The organism is Pseudomonas sp. 478, assembly GCF_003254125.1.
In the GTDB taxonomy this organism is placed as follows: Bacteria; Pseudomonadota; Gammaproteobacteria; order Pseudomonadales; family Pseudomonadaceae; genus Aquipseudomonas.
In genome coordinates, this window is record NZ_QKZG01000002.1 from 294,609 (window position 1) to 310,184 (window position 15,576).

15 protein-coding genes and 1 pseudogene are annotated in these 15,576 nt (G+C 57.0%); 8 read left to right on the forward strand and 8 right to left on the reverse strand.

Features of this window, described 5'->3' with window-relative positions:
• Positions 1 to 6 precede the first annotated feature (6 nt).
• Positions 7 to 870, forward strand: coding sequence for a class I SAM-dependent methyltransferase (locus tag DFS28_RS05050; protein WP_111448835.1), 864 nt, complete (start codon positions 7 to 9; stop codon positions 868 to 870).
• Between the two features lie 169 nt (positions 871 to 1,039).
• Here the strand turns inward: DFS28_RS05050 and DFS28_RS05055 are convergent, their stop codons facing one another.
• The gene (locus tag DFS28_RS05055; protein ID WP_111448836.1) at positions 1,040 to 1,903 is read right to left on the reverse strand and encodes an OST-HTH/LOTUS domain-containing protein; all 864 of its coding nucleotides are present in this window, start codon (positions 1,901 to 1,903) and stop codon (positions 1,040 to 1,042) included.
• Between the two features lie 301 nt (positions 1,904 to 2,204).
• On the opposite strand from DFS28_RS05055, the gene DFS28_RS05065 reads away from it, so the two are divergent.
• From DFS28_RS05065 to DFS28_RS05085, 5 genes are all read left to right on the forward strand, one after another.
• A complete protein-coding gene (locus DFS28_RS05065) occupies positions 2,205 to 2,750 on the forward strand; it encodes a DinB family protein (RefSeq protein ID WP_111448838.1) in 546 nt (181 codons plus the stop codon).
• Positions 2,751 to 2,961: 211 nt separating this feature from the next.
• Entirely contained in the window at positions 2,962 to 3,237 is a 276-nt protein-coding gene (locus DFS28_RS05070) for a metal/formaldehyde-sensitive transcriptional repressor (protein WP_069900955.1), read from the forward strand.
• Positions 3,238 to 3,260: 23 nt separating this feature from the next.
• On the forward strand, positions 3,261 to 4,181 hold the full coding sequence (gene dmeF / locus DFS28_RS05075) for a CDF family Co(II)/Ni(II) efflux transporter DmeF (RefSeq protein WP_111448839.1): 921 nt from the start codon (positions 3,261 to 3,263) through the stop codon (positions 4,179 to 4,181).
• 52 nt (positions 4,182 to 4,233) lie between these two features.
• Positions 4,234 to 4,416, forward strand: a complete 183-nt coding sequence (locus tag DFS28_RS05080; protein ID WP_081757405.1) for a DUF1289 domain-containing protein — start codon at positions 4,234 to 4,236, stop codon at positions 4,414 to 4,416.
• Between the two features lie 137 nt (positions 4,417 to 4,553).
• Positions 4,554 to 6,413, forward strand: a complete 1,860-nt coding sequence (locus DFS28_RS05085) for an ABC transporter ATP-binding protein (protein WP_111448840.1) — start codon at positions 4,554 to 4,556, stop codon at positions 6,411 to 6,413.
• 73 nt (positions 6,414 to 6,486) lie between these two features.
• Here the strand turns inward: DFS28_RS05085 and DFS28_RS05090 are convergent, their stop codons facing one another.
• From DFS28_RS05090 to DFS28_RS05115, 6 genes are all read right to left on the reverse strand, one after another.
• Positions 6,487 to 7,818, reverse strand: a complete 1,332-nt coding sequence (locus DFS28_RS05090) for an LLM class flavin-dependent oxidoreductase (protein WP_111448841.1) — start codon at positions 7,816 to 7,818, stop codon at positions 6,487 to 6,489.
• A gap of 64 nt (positions 7,819 to 7,882) precedes the next feature.
• Positions 7,883 to 8,647 (reverse strand): ABC transporter ATP-binding protein, encoded by a 765-nt coding sequence (locus DFS28_RS05095; protein WP_111448842.1) that lies wholly within the window; start codon positions 8,645 to 8,647, stop codon positions 7,883 to 7,885.
• Between the two features lie 25 nt (positions 8,648 to 8,672).
• Positions 8,673 to 9,458 carry an ABC transporter permease gene (locus DFS28_RS05100; protein ID WP_111448843.1) on the reverse strand — a complete coding sequence of 262 codons (786 nt, stop codon included), beginning with the start codon at positions 9,456 to 9,458 and terminating at the stop codon, positions 8,673 to 8,675.
• The gene (locus DFS28_RS05105) at positions 9,455 to 10,360 is read right to left on the reverse strand and encodes an ABC transporter permease (RefSeq protein ID WP_111448844.1); all 906 of its coding nucleotides are present in this window, start codon (positions 10,358 to 10,360) and stop codon (positions 9,455 to 9,457) included. The genes DFS28_RS05100 and DFS28_RS05105 overlap by 4 nt, the downstream gene beginning before the upstream one ends.
• A 4-nt stretch (positions 10,361 to 10,364) precedes the next feature.
• A complete protein-coding gene (locus tag DFS28_RS05110; protein ID WP_111448845.1) occupies positions 10,365 to 11,471 on the reverse strand; it encodes an ABC transporter substrate-binding protein in 1,107 nt (368 codons plus the stop codon).
• 35 nt (positions 11,472 to 11,506) lie between these two features.
• Positions 11,507 to 12,418 carry a TauD/TfdA family dioxygenase gene (locus DFS28_RS05115; protein WP_111448846.1) on the reverse strand — a complete coding sequence of 304 codons (912 nt, stop codon included), beginning with the start codon at positions 12,416 to 12,418 and terminating at the stop codon, positions 11,507 to 11,509.
• 206 nt (positions 12,419 to 12,624) lie between these two features.
• On the opposite strand from DFS28_RS05115, the pseudogene DFS28_RS05120 reads away from it, so the two are divergent.
• Together DFS28_RS05120 and DFS28_RS05125 are read left to right on the forward strand one after the other, a co-directional pair.
• A pseudogene (locus DFS28_RS05120) lies at positions 12,625 to 12,811 on the forward strand (glutathione-dependent formaldehyde-activating protein); the annotation flags it as partial.
• A gap of 327 nt (positions 12,812 to 13,138) precedes the next feature.
• On the forward strand, positions 13,139 to 14,152 hold the full coding sequence (locus tag DFS28_RS05125) for an acyltransferase (RefSeq protein ID WP_111448847.1): 1,014 nt from the start codon (positions 13,139 to 13,141) through the stop codon (positions 14,150 to 14,152).
• Between the two features lie 38 nt (positions 14,153 to 14,190).
• Here DFS28_RS05125 and DFS28_RS05130 read toward each other — a convergent pair whose 3' ends face one another.
• Positions 14,191 to 15,480: an FAD-binding oxidoreductase gene (locus tag DFS28_RS05130; protein ID WP_111448848.1), complete on the reverse strand. Its 1,290-nt coding sequence runs from the start codon at positions 15,478 to 15,480 to the stop codon at positions 14,191 to 14,193.
• Positions 15,481 to 15,576: the final 96 nt, after the last annotated feature.

Below are 15,576 nucleotides of genomic sequence, written 5' to 3' on the forward strand. Positions count from 1 at the left end.
GATGTCATGACAGAGCAAAATGCCTATCAGGTCGCCGACTGGAATGGCCAAAGCGGAGAGTACTGGGTCGCCAACCAGGCCCGGCTCGACGCCATGTTTGCGGTGTTCGGCCAGGCCGCGATAGAAGCCGCCGCGCCCGCGACGGGCGAACACGTGCTGGACGTCGGCTGCGGCGCGGGCGCGTCGAGTCTGGCTCTGGCCGCCCGCGTCGGCGTGGGCGGCCATGTGCTGGGCGTGGACATATCCGAACCGCTGATCGGCCGAGCGCGCGCGCTTGCGCCGCAGGATACGCCGGCCCTGTTCCAGGTGGCCGACGCCAGTAGCGCCGAGCTGCCCCAGGGCGCGTTTGACATCCTGTTCTCGCGTTTCGGAGTGATGTTCTTCGACGATCCGACAGGGGCGTTCGCCCATATGCGACGCGCGCTCCGGCCGGGCGGGCGGGTCGCTTTCGTCTGCTGGCGCGGCGTGGCCGAGAACGATTGGGTGCGCCTGCCGATGGGCGCGATCAAGGGCATCGTCCCGCTGACCGCACCGCCCGGTCCCGAAGCGCCCGGCCCATTCTCGTTCGGCGACCGGGGACGGGTGACGCGCATCCTGACAGCGGCCGGCTTCACCGATATCGCTATCACGCCCTTCGATGCTTCCATCCCGTTCGGCGAGGGCGGGACGCGGGATGCGGCGATCGACGACGCGGTGAAGATGGCGTTCGAGGGCGGCCCGCTGTCGCTTGTGCTCGCGGATCAGCCTGACGACATCCGCGCCCGCGCCTGGGCCGCGGTACGTGCCGCCTTCGCGGGCATCCCCGGCGAGCGGTCGGTGATGATCGACGGCGCGGCGTGGATCGTCATGGCACGCAATCCGGCAAGCTGACAGGGATTAACAGGGAGACGCCCCCGCCCGGTGGAGCGAGGCGTCTTTGGCCGGTGAGATTGATGTCCCTTTTGGCTTGGTCATCCGTCCCCGGCAAAAGCGAGCACTCGCGGATGGCCCAAATCGGCCAGAAGCCGTCACTCAGCGCACTTACAAAAGGAAGGACGATTCAGCTAACCTTGCTGCGATACCAGACGGCAGTAAGCGCATTATCAGCTTGGGATTTTCGTATTTCGAATTGCCCTGATTCGTGCAGGGTATGCCTCCAGCTGCTGCAACCGTAGCGCTTGGGCGCCTGCTCTGGATAGGTATTACCGATCCAGCGGATGGCTGCTTCCAGTCGAGTCCAGCCATCTTCGGCAAACTTGGCTTCTGCTTCCCGTAAACAGCAACATATTCCACTGCCAGGCCAATTGACTGAGCCATCCCCCCGGATACCATCGAAGAGCTCATTTGAGAATGCTTGGCTCTGCACAAGCAAAGCCATTTTAGCTCGTGCCTCATCCATGGCTTTGGCCCAGCATTGCAGGGTTAGGCAATGCTTATTGATGGTTTCGTAGCTTTCCTCAAGGAAACCATCCGCCGCCTGGCAGCCTGATTCAGACCAGAGATCGAAATGCTCAATGAAGTGGTGAACTAGCTTATTGCGCAGGTCGACCAGTTCCTTGATGGCGACCTTCGTTGCCTCATAGTGCTCGGCTGGCATTTCCAACTGGTGTCGATAGCTGAGCCAGATCAGGTCACCGGCATCGGCTTGCGTCTGTGATTCTTCATTTTGGGGCGACTGGGTCAGAAAGCTTTCGGTCAGCATCCCGACCAACGCGCCCATGGTCTTTTTCTGGGCTCGTGCGATCTTCTGCTCACGGATGGTATGCAGCCGATCCGCGGGACCGCTCAACTCGCCATGCGCGACTATGGCTTTCAGCTGTCGTTCGTATTGTTGCAAGCGCAAAAGGCAGCGTCCGAGCTTGCGCTGCACTATAGGTTGAAGGTCAGGTACACCATCCGAGGGGATGGTAGTGATTTCACTCATGAACAACGACTCAGGCGTAAGTGGTAGAGCTGGAGCGATTCACTGCAATACGATTGCCCTGCGAGGAGAGCTTGCAACGCGTAAATCGGACGCTTTTCAAGCTCAGTGTAGTTGAGCCAATCCGCCAAGACTTTTTCAACAGAATCGACCAAATGAAGACATTCGCCGAGCTACATGCAAGCACCCAGCAAGACCGGTCCCCTCTTCTTGTTGCCCGCCAAAACAACAAAGCCCAGCACCAGACCGGGTTTCAAGATGAGCGTGGAACGCTTATCAAGTATTCATTGAAAGGATGAGCACGATGAGCCGCACCAGCCATATCTGCCTGATGGCGACCTATAACGAGTGGATGAACGCAAAGATTTATGAGGCAGCCAGAAGCCTGCCAGATGAAGAGATCTCAGTGGACAGGAAAGCATTTTTTGGTTCAATTCTCGGGACGTTGAACCACTTGGTGGCCGGTGACACTCTCTGGTTAAAGCGATTCGCCAAGCATCCAGCGAACCACTTGGCTCTGGGACCAGTTATGCAGCTTCCTGCCCTCAAAAGCCTCGACCAGTTGCTGTTCTCAAATATCCGAGAACTTTCGGCACATCGAGCGTGGCTCGATCAGAAAATTGTCGAGTGGTCTCGCTCCATTGCAGAGTCGGATCTAGATCACACCCTCAATTACACAAGCATGAAGGGAGTACCGGCTGACAGGAGCTTTTATGGTTTGGTCATGCATTTCTTCAACCATCAAACGCATCACCGCGGACAAGTTACTACCTTGCTTTCACAAGCGGGTGTCGACATAGGTGATACGGATCTGGTCGTCCTCATTCCATCCGAGTCCCGCACAAAGTAGAAAAGCCCCCTGAACGATTTAGCCAATCTGTTGCGTCGACCGGTTGAATCCACAGCCAGGAGCGGACATTCCAGCTCCTCCAGCTTTACCCCTCAAAATTGAAGCCTCTCTTTCCTGCCAGGGGTCGTAGATGATCTCTCCGCCTTCCAACCTTGCATAGGTATAGGGGGTATGCCTATCATGCCCAGCACATAGGTAGGGGGGGTATCCCATGGGTCATATCGCAGCAAATAAAGACGATCTTCTCAAACGCGTAAAACGTATTGCCGGACAAATCCAGGCCGTTGAACGGGCATTGGAATCGGATCTCGATTGCGCCAAAACACTGCACCTTGTTGCCGCCACTCGTGGGGCTATCAACGGCTTGATGGAGGAAATCATCGAAGAGCATGCCCGGGAGCATGTTGCGAACCCTGCGCTCAGCGAAGAAGAGCGTAACAAAGGCGTCGAAGAGCTTCTTGAAGCCATTCGCCGTTACTCCAAGTGAACGCGTCCAGGGACACACTCAGGATGAGCAGCACCATCAACCACACACATGACCATGTGTTCCTTGGCTCAGCGCACGACGAAAATGCCAAGCGTACGCTTTGGGTTGTGGCACTGACCGTTGTGATGATGATTGGCGAGATCACCGCCGGCTATATAACTGGCTCGATGGCGTTACTGGCCGATGGCTTTCATATGGCGACCCATGCCGGCGCATTGGGCATCGCGGCGGCCGCCTACGGATACGCAAAACGTCATGCTTTCAGCCAGCGCTACAGTTTCGGTACCGGAAAGGTTGGAGACTTGGGCGGGTTCGCCTCGGCGCTGATTCTCGGTATGGTCTCCCTGGGGATTGGCGTTGAGTCTGTCATGCGCCTCTTGCAGCCGACGGAAGTTCAGTTCGGCACCGCTACGCTCATCGCGATTGCCGGTTTGGTCGTCAACATTGTCAGCGCCCTTCTGCTGGGTCACGGGCACAGTCATGGGCACGATCATGATGATCATGATCATGGCCATGCCCATCACGGGAACGACAACAACTTGAAATCGGCCTACGTCCACGTCGTCGCGGACGCGCTGACTTCGGTTCTGGCCATTGCTGCGCTGCTCGCCGGCCGATATCTGGGTTGGGTTTGGCTGGACCCGGTCATGGGCATCGTCGGCGCCATCGTTATCGCGCGTTGGGCATGGACCTTGATGGGGGTTACAGCAGGTGTATTGCTGGATCAGACCGATGCGCACGTTGCCGAGGAAATCCGCGAACTGGTCGAGAAACTGGGGGATGCCACCATCACGGACTTGCACGTCTGGCGTGTTGGACCGCAAGCGCATGCAGCCATCGTCAGCGTCCTGGGTGAGGCCACTGCTAGCGCCGACAGCATTCGTGAACGTCTCAAACCGGTTCATGAGGTCAGTCATCTGACGGTCGAGTTTCGACTGGCATGATTGCGCGCCTCAATCGCCTGACTCAATCACGTGTGGCCAAAGGTAACTGACAATGGCTAAAGAAATCGAAAATCCCTGCATCTCCGTTTGCCAGCTGAGTGGTGATCTGTGTGTGAGTTGCGGGCGAAGCAAGGAAGACATCAGAAAGTGGAAACGCATGAAGCGGCCTGAAAAAATGGCCGCTGTGCAAAGGGCGAATGTGCGCTTGAAAGGACTGAAGAAAACACACGGATAGTCACTTGCCCTGGAGGACCGCTTCGGGTCAAGAACGGCGCTCCGAGAGCGCCCCTCTTGGCCCCGCCAACCCACATAACCCTCAAAGCAACGTTTAAATGGCAGACTCTCCTTCACTTGATCGTTTCGGAGACCACCATGCTTCGCGCATTTGAACAAAGACTCGACCCCTTCCCGCCCGACGAAGTCCCTCCGCCACCCGAAGGCCTGGCTCGGTTCCTTTGGGCGTGCACACGGGGCGCCCGCGGCTATATTCTCGCGTTTGCGTTGCTCAGTGCCGGTGTGTCGATCTACGAAGCCTGGCTGTTTTCTTTCCTCGGTCAGGTCGTGGATCTGCTCTCGACCTGGCAAGCCGGTGGTGATGCGGCGGCCCAGGAAAGTCGCGTGTTGTGGGGTATGGGCATCGTCATGGTGGCGAGCATCGGGCTGGTGGCGTTGCGTACCATGGTGCAGCACCAGATATTGGCGATTAATCTGCCGTTGCGGCTGCGTTGGGACTTCCACCGCCTGATGCTGCGGCAAAGCCTTTCGTTCTTTTCCGATGAGTTCTCCGGCCGGGTCACCACCAAGGTGATGCAAACTGCACTGGCCGTGCGCGACGTGCTGTTCACCCTTATCGAGATCGCACCCGGCATCGGGGTGTATTTCATCGCGATCATCGCACTGGCCGGCGGCTTCGCACTGAAACTGATGCTGCCTTTCATTGCCTGGATCGTGTTGTTCGGGCTGGCCATGCTCTACTTCGTGCCCCGCTTGGGGAAAGTCGGACAGGAACAGGCCCATGCGCGCTCCTCGATGACCGGACGTATCTCAGACGCCTACACCAACATCACGACAGTGAAACTGTTCTCCCATTCCAATCGTGAAGCGCACTTCGCGCGCGCGGCCATGGAGGATTTCAAGCGGACCGGTTATCGCCAGATGCGCCTGGTCAGCCAATTCGAGATCGTCAACCAGGCGTTGGTGGTGGCGTTGATCATGGCAGCCGGCGGTTATGCACTTTGGCTGTGGCACCTGGGCGAAGTCGGCACCGGTGCCGTGGCGGCGATTACCGCCATGGCGTTGCGTATCAACGGCATGTCGCACTGGATCATGTGGCAAATGACTTCGCTGTTCGAGAGCATCGGCACCGTGCAGGATGGCATGACAACCCTGACCCGCGGCCCCAAGGTGCAGGATGCGCCGAACGCGGGCGTGCTGGTGACCTCCGGCGGAGCGGTAACCTTCGACAATGTGAGCTTCAACTACAATGGCGAACGCCAGGTGCTCGATGGCTTGAGCCTGAACATTCGCCCGGGCGAAAAAATCGGTCTGGTCGGCCGCTCCGGCGCGGGCAAATCCACGCTCATCAACTTGCTGCTGCGCTTCTATGATGTCGACAGCGGGCAGATTCGCATTGACGGGCAAGACATTGCGCACGTGACACAAGACAGTCTGCGTAGCGCCATCGGCATGGTCACCCAGGATACTTCCCTGCTGCACCGTTCCATTCGCGACAACATCGCCTACGGCCGACCCGATGCAAGCGACGCACAAATCCGCAGTGCCGCGGCCAATGCCCAGGCCGATGAGTTCATCAGCCAACTGAGCGACCGGCAAGGTCACACCGGCTACGACACCTTGGTGGGCGAGCGCGGCATCAAGCTGTCGGGCGGCCAGCGCCAGCGCGTCGCGATTGCCCGGGTGATGCTCAAGAACGCCCCGATCCTGCTACTTGACGAGGCTACCAGCGCGCTGGATTCGGAAGTCGAAGTGGCCATTCAGGAAAGCCTCGATGAAATGATGAAGGGCAAAACCGTCATCGCCATCGCCCATCGGCTGTCCACGATTGCGGCGATGGATCGACTGATTGTCATGGATGATGGACGCATTATCGAACAGGGCACCCACACCGAATTGCTCGCCAGGAACGGCCTCTATGCGCGGCTGTGGCACCATCAGAGTGGCGGGTTCCTGGGTGAGGACCTGGGGGTGACCGAGGTTATGGATCAGGAATGAGCGTGACCGGCCCAGGATGATCTGCAAGCGGCGGCTTGGAGTCCGGTTGCAGCCAGGCCGATCTGCCCCTCGCTCAGGCGGACTTCAGGGAAAAACGCGAAGCCGGGCGATTCAAGCCGTAATGCTCGCGCAGCGTACTACCCGAATATTCACTGCGGAACAGGCCACGCTTTCGCAGTATCGGCAGCACTTCATCGAGGAACACTTCAAAGCCTTCGGGGAATGCTGGCGGCATCACGTTGAAACCATCGGCGGCACCACGGCGGAACCACTGCTCGATCAAGTCTGCAATCTGCACCGGCGTACCGACCGGCACCCAATGCCCACGAGCACCCGCCAGGCGATTGATCAGTTGGCGTAGCGTCGGTTTCTCGCGGTCGACAATGTCGATGATCAATTTGAAACGGCTTGACTGGCTTTCGCTGCTGTCGAAGTTGATCAGGTGGCGCGGGAACGGTGCATCCAGATCGTGCCCGGTCAGGTCGACGCCCAACAGGCGGCGTAGCTGACCTAACGAGATATGCGGCAGCACCAGTTCGTTGAGCTCGTCGAACTTGCGCTGGGCTTCGGCTTCGGTGCTACCGATGTAGGGGCTGATGCCCGGGAGAATTTTCAGCTGGCGAGGATCGCGCCCCGCCGCCTTCGCCCGAGCACGGATATCGTTGGCGAATTCGGTCGCGCTTTGCAGGGTCTGGTGCGCGGTGAAAATCGCTTCGGCATGCCTGGAGGCGAAATCACGGCCATCTTCAGAAGACCCAGCCTGCACCTGCACCGGCCGCCCCTGTGGCGAGCGCGGAGAGTTGAACGGGCCCTTTACTTTGTAGTGGGTGCCCACGTGGTTGATCGCATGCACCTTGTCACCATCGGCAAACACCCCGGCTGTCTTGTCCAGCACCAGCGCATCGTCCTCCCAGCTGTCCCACAAGTCACCGACCACCTGCACGAATTCTTCGGCCTGAGCGTAGCGGTCAGAGGCCGAGGGATGTTTATCCAGACCAAAATTGGCGGCTGCAGCGGCCATGGAAGTGGTCACGATGTTCCAGCCGGCGCGACCCTTGCTGAGGTGGTCCAGCGCACTGAATGAGCGGGCCAGATTGTAGGGTTCGCTGTAGGTCGTGCTGGCCGTGGCGATCAGGCCTATGCGTTGGGTCACTGCGGCAATCGCGGCCAGCCAGGTGATGGGTTCGAAACGAATGCGCAAACCCTCATGCCCGCTTTCAGCCAGTGAAGGCGAATCGGCGAAAAAAATCGCATCAAGTTTCTCGCGTTCAGCGCGCAGTGCCAGTTGCTGGTAATAGCCGATATCCATGGACAATTCCGGCACCGACTGCGGGTGACGCCAGGCCGCTTCGTGATGGCCGTTCGGATAGATGAATAGGTTGAGGCTGAGCTGGCGTTCGGACATTTCCCGTTCCCTGAAAAAATTGAGTGTGAACATCAAGCCTGCGCGCGACGTCAGGCGCGGAGTCTCAGTGCAGCTCGGCAAAATCGCTCAGTACATCGTCGCGCAGGGCAATGAAGCGGCTGTCACTGCGGTTGCGTGAACGCGGCAGATCGATGTCGAGGATGCGCCGGATGCGGCCGGGGTTGGGCTGCATTACCACCACGCGGTCACCCAGGAATACCGCCTCATCAACATCGTGCGTGACCAGGATCATGGTGATTTTTTCCTTGAGCCAGATGTTTTGCAGCTCGCCCTGCAGGCGCGCACGGGTCAAGGCATCGAGGGCCCCCAGCGGTTCATCCAGTAGCAGCACGCTCGGGCGATTGACCAACCCGCGGGCGATGGCCACGCGTTGCGCCATGCCGCCGGATAGCTGATGAGGATAGGCATCGATAAAGTCTTGCAGGCCGACCAGTTCAATGTGCTCACGAACGGTGTCGCGTTTCTGCTCGGCGCTCAGGGGTGAATTCTTGAGGCCGACAGCAACGTTCTGCTCCACATTGAGCCAGGGGAACAAGCGGTGATCCTGAAATACGATGCCACGTTCCAGGCCAGTGCCTTCGATGGGTTTGCCATCCAGCAGGATGCGCCCGTCGTATTCTTCGTCCAGTCCAAGAATCAGTCGCAACAGCGTGGATTTACCGCAGCCGCTGGCACCGACGATGCTGATGAATTCCCCGGGAGCGATGTCGAGGTGGATGTTGTCGAGTACTTGCAATTGAGTCGAACTGCCCGGTCGGGAAGCGAAACGCTTGCTGATGTTTTCCAGGGTCAGGCTGTTGTTGAGCATGTTGCAATCCTTTTGAAAGTGCCAATCAACGAGGAGCGATGCCGTACAGGCGCTGCATTCGTCGCTCAAGTGTCCGGGCCAATGCGTTGAGGCCCCAGCCCACCAGGCCGATAACCACCATTCCAAATAACACCAGGTCCATCATGAAATGTTCGCTGCCATCAATCAGCGTGTTACCGATCCCCTCCCCCGATACCAGCAGGTATTCGGCACCGATGGTCGCCAGCCAGGAGTAGACCAGCGCCAGGTAAATCCCCGTGAAAATCGACGGCAAGGCGGCGGGAAGCATGACCCCGACGATGGTTTGCCAACGGGTGAAGCGGTATACCCGCGCCACTTCCAACAGGTTGGGTGGGACATTGCGTAAACCGTCGCAGGTATTCACCACCACCGGCACCAGCGCTGCCAGTGACAGGAACACGACCTTGGCCACATCGCCCAGGCCGAACCACACCGAGATCAACGGAATCCAGGCGAACAGAGAAATTTGTTTGAAGGTATTGAAACTCGGACCGACAAGACGCTGGAAATACCGCGACAGGCCCAGCAGGCAACCCAATACCAGGCCGAGCGTGGTACCGATAAAAAAACCACTGAGGTTACGCGCCAGGCTGGCAGAAATGGCCCGCCAGAATTTGCCCGAGGCAATTTGATCCCAGGCCGTGGTGGCGACTTTTTCCGGCGAAACGAGCAAGCCCGATTGGCTCCAGCCCTGGCTCGAAGCCAGCCACCACACGGCAATGGCGGCAATGGGCAAGACCCATCCGCGATATCGGCGGTGACGGCTACCGACCAACATGATCGCACTCATGACAGTCGCCCCCCGGCCGTTGGCCGACCACGACTCAAGCGTTGTTCCAGGTAGTCAAAACCTCGGTCTATCAACAGGCCGAGAGCACCGACCACCACAACGGCCGCCATCACCAGGTCCAGTTGAAACAGCTGGCGCCCATAGACAATCAGGTAACCCAGCCCCTCACTCGATGCCACCAACTCAACCACTACCAGCGATAACCAGGCTTTGGTGAAACCCAGACGCAAACCCGTGAACAGCGTCGGGATGGCCGCCGGCAACACGATGGCGGTGACGCTTTGCCGACGACTGAAACCGTAGGCCCGGCCGACTTCCAACAGCCCTTTGGGCGCCTGGTGGAAAGCCTGCAACGTACACAGCGTGATCGGCACCATGGCCGCCTTGGCAATCAGCACATACTTGAGCGTCTCGCCGATGCCGAACAGCAGCAAGGCAAATGGCAACCAGCCCAGTACCGGTATTTGCACCAACGCGTTGAAGGTGGGTAAAAGATAATCCTCTACCGTTCTGGAAAGGCCCATGGCCAGGCCCAGCGCTATGCCGACGAATGCACCCAACGCAAATCCGACGACCACCCGTTGCACGCTGGCGGAGGCGTTCAGCCACAGGTCACCGGAGGTGACCAGGTCCGACAGGGTTTGATAAACGTAGGCTGGCGGTGGCAGCACCTGCTCTGAAAGCCAACCGCGTTCCACCCCCAGGTACCATAAGCCGAGCAACACCAGCGGCAACAGCCAGGGCAAGGCTTTGTCACCCAGATTGAAGGACCAGGCTGACGTGCGCTGCACCTCGACCTTGCGTACTGAACGGGCCGGTGACGGTGGCAAGCGTTTGACGTTGTCGCTCGGTAATGCCGGCGTCGCGTACGGCTCTAATCTGACGGTCTGTGCCCTGGCCATTTTCCTAGCTCCCTTGCTTGGTCGCGGCCGCTACTGCGTTGCCAGCCGGCTGTTTGCCATCCGGACCGTAGGGCGTCCAGTAGGTTTCAAGCCCCTTGGCTTTCAGGGATTTTTGCAAGTAGCTCGTCTCGAACCAGCCATCGATGCTGACGGGGCGACGGATGAGTTTTTCTTCCTTGGCCTGGTCCGCCACGGCCTGATAGCGGCCAAGCAAAAAGTTGTCGACCAGAGGCGAGGCTTTGTCCCTGAGGCTTACGCCGGTGAAGTCGGCGCGGAGTGATTCTGCGGGTTCATTACTCTTGGCCCATTCAGTGAAGACAGCCTCACGATGGCTGTCATCCGAAGTCCATTTCGCCGCATCCACCAGCGTATCGACAACCTTTTGCACGTTGTCCGGATGTTCTTTCTCATAGGCCCCCCGAACCACCAGTGCAGTCTGCCGGGTGTAGCGCACATCCTGAGTCGGATTGTCATAAACGATGTCGATCAGTCCTTGATCGCGAAGCTTGAACAATTCGCGGCCGCCGAATGCGGCATCGACGCCATTGGATACCAATGCGGCCTGAGTGCTTCCGGTATCGAGGTTGATGACCTTGATATCGCGCTCGGTCAGACCATGCGCCGCCAAAAGATTGATCGTCACCAGATGGCCGTTGGTTCCACGAAAGACCGCCACCTTTTTACCTTTCAGGTCTTCGATGCTTTTGATCTCAGAGCCCTTGGGAACGGCCAGGTAAAGGTTGGCACGTACACCCAGTGCAGCCAGCAGTTTGGTGTCCAGCCCATTGGAACGCCCGACGACCGCGGGCAGATCGCCCTGGTAGGCGAAATCAAGTTGCTGGTTCGACAAGGCTTCGTTTACCGCGGGGCCAGCCCCCTTGAAAAAGAACCATTGCACCTCGGTACCGGTTCCAGCGAAGGCCTTTTCCAGCAGTTGTTGATTGCGCACGATGCCCAAGGTCGAGCCACTGAACGTTACCGGGTCACCGCCGCCGGCCGTCGCTACACCAATGCGCAATACGTCGGCCTGCGCCAGGGGTATTGCAAGCAGCGCAGCCAGTACTGCAACGATGCGGCCTTTGTGAAACAGAGGGATACCTTTGAGTTCCATATAGAAACCTTCCTTGTGTCGATGAGACTCGTTTGTTACGCCGCGAGGTGTTTTTTATCGGCTTCGGTTTTCGGCGAGCGGGTCTCCGGGCTTGGCTTGAGCGCTTGGCTCAAGCGACCGTCAACGCCAACCGGCACATCACCGTCGATGGTGGTTCGACGCACGATTCGTTGGGCATCGCCATAGTCGTTAATCGCGATGTGCTGCGTGGCGCGGTTGTCCCAGATCACCACGTCGCCCTCCTGCCAGCGCCAGCGCACGGTGTAGTCGACATGGGTAATACGGTCGTGGAACAAGCGAATAAGTTGTTTCGAATCGCTATGGCTGACGCCCTGAATCTGTTTGACAAAGTGCCCCAACAACAAACTTCTTTCGCCCGACTCTGGATGCACTCGCACCAAAGGGTGTTCGGTCTCATAGACTTCGGCGGTGAACTGTTCGCGATAACGTTTGATACCCGACTCGTCCGTATTACGGGGCGCCGCGTAGTCATATACGTTGGTGTGCAACGCACGCAAGCTGTCTGCCAGTTGTTTTAATGGCTCGGGCAAGTCGCTGTAAGCCGCTGCGGTATTGGCCCACACCGTGTCACCGCCATACGGTGGAATAACCACACCGCGCAAAATGGAAATCTTCGGATAATTAGCAACAAAGGTCACATCGGTGTGCCAGGAATTGGCTCGGGTTTCCTTGGCGTCCAGGTGCAGGATGGCGGCACTTTGCTCGGCGGAACGTACGGTCGGATGCGGTACCTGATCACCGAAACGCCGGGAAAAAGCTTCGTGCTCGGCGTCATCCAGATGTTGGTCGCGAAAGAACAGCACTTTATATTTCAGCAGCGCCTGGTTAATAACTTCGAATTGCTCAGCGCTGATGTTTCCACCCAATTTCACCCCTTCCAGTTGCGCACCGATTCGACCAGCAACGGGTTTGATTTGAATTGTCATCGAGCCACTTCCTGTCTCACGAGTTGTTGTGGGACCAATCATAAAGACATAAAAGCAGCTGTGACTAATCACCATTTATTCTAAAGATAGAAGATCGAGCCTATAACTAAGCCACTCTCAAAATGAGCAAACAGCTATAAGCGACCGGTTATTAGCTCATAACTTTTTAGTTAGGTATTGGCACGAAGTACGTTCAATATCGGTAGCTTTCCCCACAGGGCGGATGGGCTGCGCCGGGATTCGCGGCGTTCGCGCCCTCCATCATCGAAACCGGTACGCCGCCAGCGCAAATGAAGGCTATTCGCGAATGCCTGCGCTCGATCGGCCTGGAACCCCTATGACTGCCGGTCCCCGCGGTTTCTTTTCCGGACCGCGGCTCCGACTCACCTTTGATGTTGCGCGCTTCACATAATTTAATTGGGGCGGCTGTGGGCATTAAAACAACGGGCTACGCCAGTTTTCACTTAGCGCCAAGCAATCAAGCGACGTCAAACAAGCAACGTCAAAAATCCAGCCAATTAGCGAACTCCTCACGCCTGGAATTTTTTCATGGCACGAAGTGTAAAGTGCAAAAGGTGTCCTAGACTACACACTTAAATGGTCTGATTTCATAAATGCTGCACCGCTGTAACTACTGGGTTTTTATATGAATTCAGACATTTCAGACGCAGTACTGCCTTTATAGAATGCCCCCTATCGACCCAAGAGCGGGATGCCAATATGAATAGTAGTTCCGTAGCGGGCTCTCGATACAGCGTACTTGATGGATGGCGCGGCATAAGCATCTTGCTTGTCCTGGCGTGCCATCTGCTACCACTTAGCCCAAAGGCCTGGCAGTTTAATGCCGCCGCAGGCGTTATGGGAATGGCTATATTTTTTACGCTATCAGGTTTCCTGATAACAAATTTTCTGCTCAACAACAGCAGTGTCATTGATTTTTTAATCCGCAGAGTCTTTCGGATTGTGCCGCTCGCCTGGTTGTACATGCTCATTGCGTTACCTGTCATGAACAGCACTTCGGATGTCTACATCGCAAACTTCCTGTTCGTTGCCAACTGGCCGCCCATGTGGCTTGGCAGTGTAAACGGCCACCTATGGAGTTTGTGCATGGAGGTCCAGTTTTATTTCGCCATCGCTTTGCTGGTCGTTCTGATGAGAAACAAGTGGGTATTGATGATTCCTGCTCTCTGCATCGCCGTCACGATGTACCGGGTCATGAATGAAGTGCATGTCGCAATCAACACTTATTACCGCATTGATGAAATACTTTCCGGATGCATACTGGCACTGATATACAACAACAGACTGGGCAACATCCTTGACAAACTTCCGACACAAACATGGATCACGCAACTATTTTTATTACTCCTGTTTGTCTTGTCCTGTCATCCTGACGCGGGCTTCATGAATTATTTCCGCCCCTATCTTGCCGCAGCAATGGTGGGGAGCACGTTACTCAATAGTCAGACACGCGTTGCCCAGCTTCTGAATAATCGCGCTCTATTTTATATCGCCACTATTTCGTACGCTCTCTACGTTGTTCATCCGCTGCTAATAGATACTTGGCTGGGTAGCGGAGACACCGTCATAAAATATTTGAAGCGCCCTTTGTTGTTCGCCGCCATTTTTATCACCGCGCATATCTCGACCTTCTATTATGAAAAATGGTGGATTGCTTTTGGTAAGAAACTTTCCAAGAAAGTCGCTAGCCAACCTGTTACATCGGCCGGTTGAATCCACCGTCGATTGCCGGCCTTCACGATAGGCTGTCGTTACTTGTTAAGGCGCAGAGCGTCGAAAGCATCTCGCGCCTGGTAGGCGGTATAGGTCATTTGCGCGGCGACCAAACCGGCCAGACCAAAAGTACGGGTCAACCCGAACTTGCCGAAACCCTCGGGAATCGGAATGGATTTGGCGATTGCGTCAGCCAGAACCTCGCCCGCCACCGTCGTGGGCGCCATGCCATGACCACCAAAACCAACGGCGTGCCAGACGCCAGCATTATCTTGGCCAATCTGGGCCATTTGATGCCGGCCATAACTCATCAACCCGCCCCAGGAATATTGGATTTTTACACCTTCCAGCTGGGGATAGACGATTAAAAGATCTGTTTTGAGCAGACTGGCGGTCGCTTCCGGGCTCCGATTGAGCACCGAAATCCGCCCTCCCCACAGTAGCCTGCTGTCGCGAAGCGGTCGGTAGTAATCGAAAGCGAACCGCGTGTCGTAAACGGCTGATTCACAGTCAATAACATCTTTCAAACGGGCCCCGAGCGGTTCGGTTGCAACGACATAGGTGGCAATGGGTAGCACAGCACGTTCAACCGGGCGATAAACGCCGCGCGCGTATCCGCCACAGGAAAAAATGACATGCTCGGCATGCACTTCCCCGCCTTCGGTGTTCACAACATATTTCTTTCCACGCTTCTCGATGTTCAGGGCGGATGATTGCTCATGGATACGCACACCGAATTCAGCCACCGTGCGAGCAATGCCGTACACGTACTTGAGAGGGTGAAAGTGGAAAGCGTTACGCTCCAGCAGGCCGCCGAAATAGCGCTCCGTCTTGAGTAGCTCTTTCAACTGGCCTGGCGGCAGGTATTCCCAGTCAACCCCATAGACGTCGCTCATGAGTTTTCGCGGTGTTTCAAGTCTTGACGGGTCGTTGAACCAATTAGCCAGAATCACCCCCTGGTCAACCAGGTCACAATCGATAGCGTATTGTTTGACACGATTACGGATCAAATCAACGGCATCAAGCGTCAGCCGGTAAAGGCGTTGCGCCTCTTCAACGCCAAGGGTGGCGAGAAGGTCAGCGTTTCCCAGGCTGTAGCCTCCGAAGACGAAGCCGCCATTACGCCCCGAAGCACCATGACCGAGGCGATGAGATTCCAGAACAACGACGTCGTTGATACCACGCTCCGCCAACCCGAGTGCGGTCGACAGGCCTGCCAGGCCACCACCGAGGATGCACACTTTAGTATCGACACGACCCGATTGGGCGGGATAGGGGGTGATGTCGACCGTGGTTTCATAATAGGTTTGCTGGTAATCAGTGCTCATAAATTCATGTGGCCTCGACGGCGTCTTTATTCAATCGCCTGGTTGCAAAAGAAAGTCCTGGACGTAGGGCACAAGTCACCACCCCCTTGCAACGAT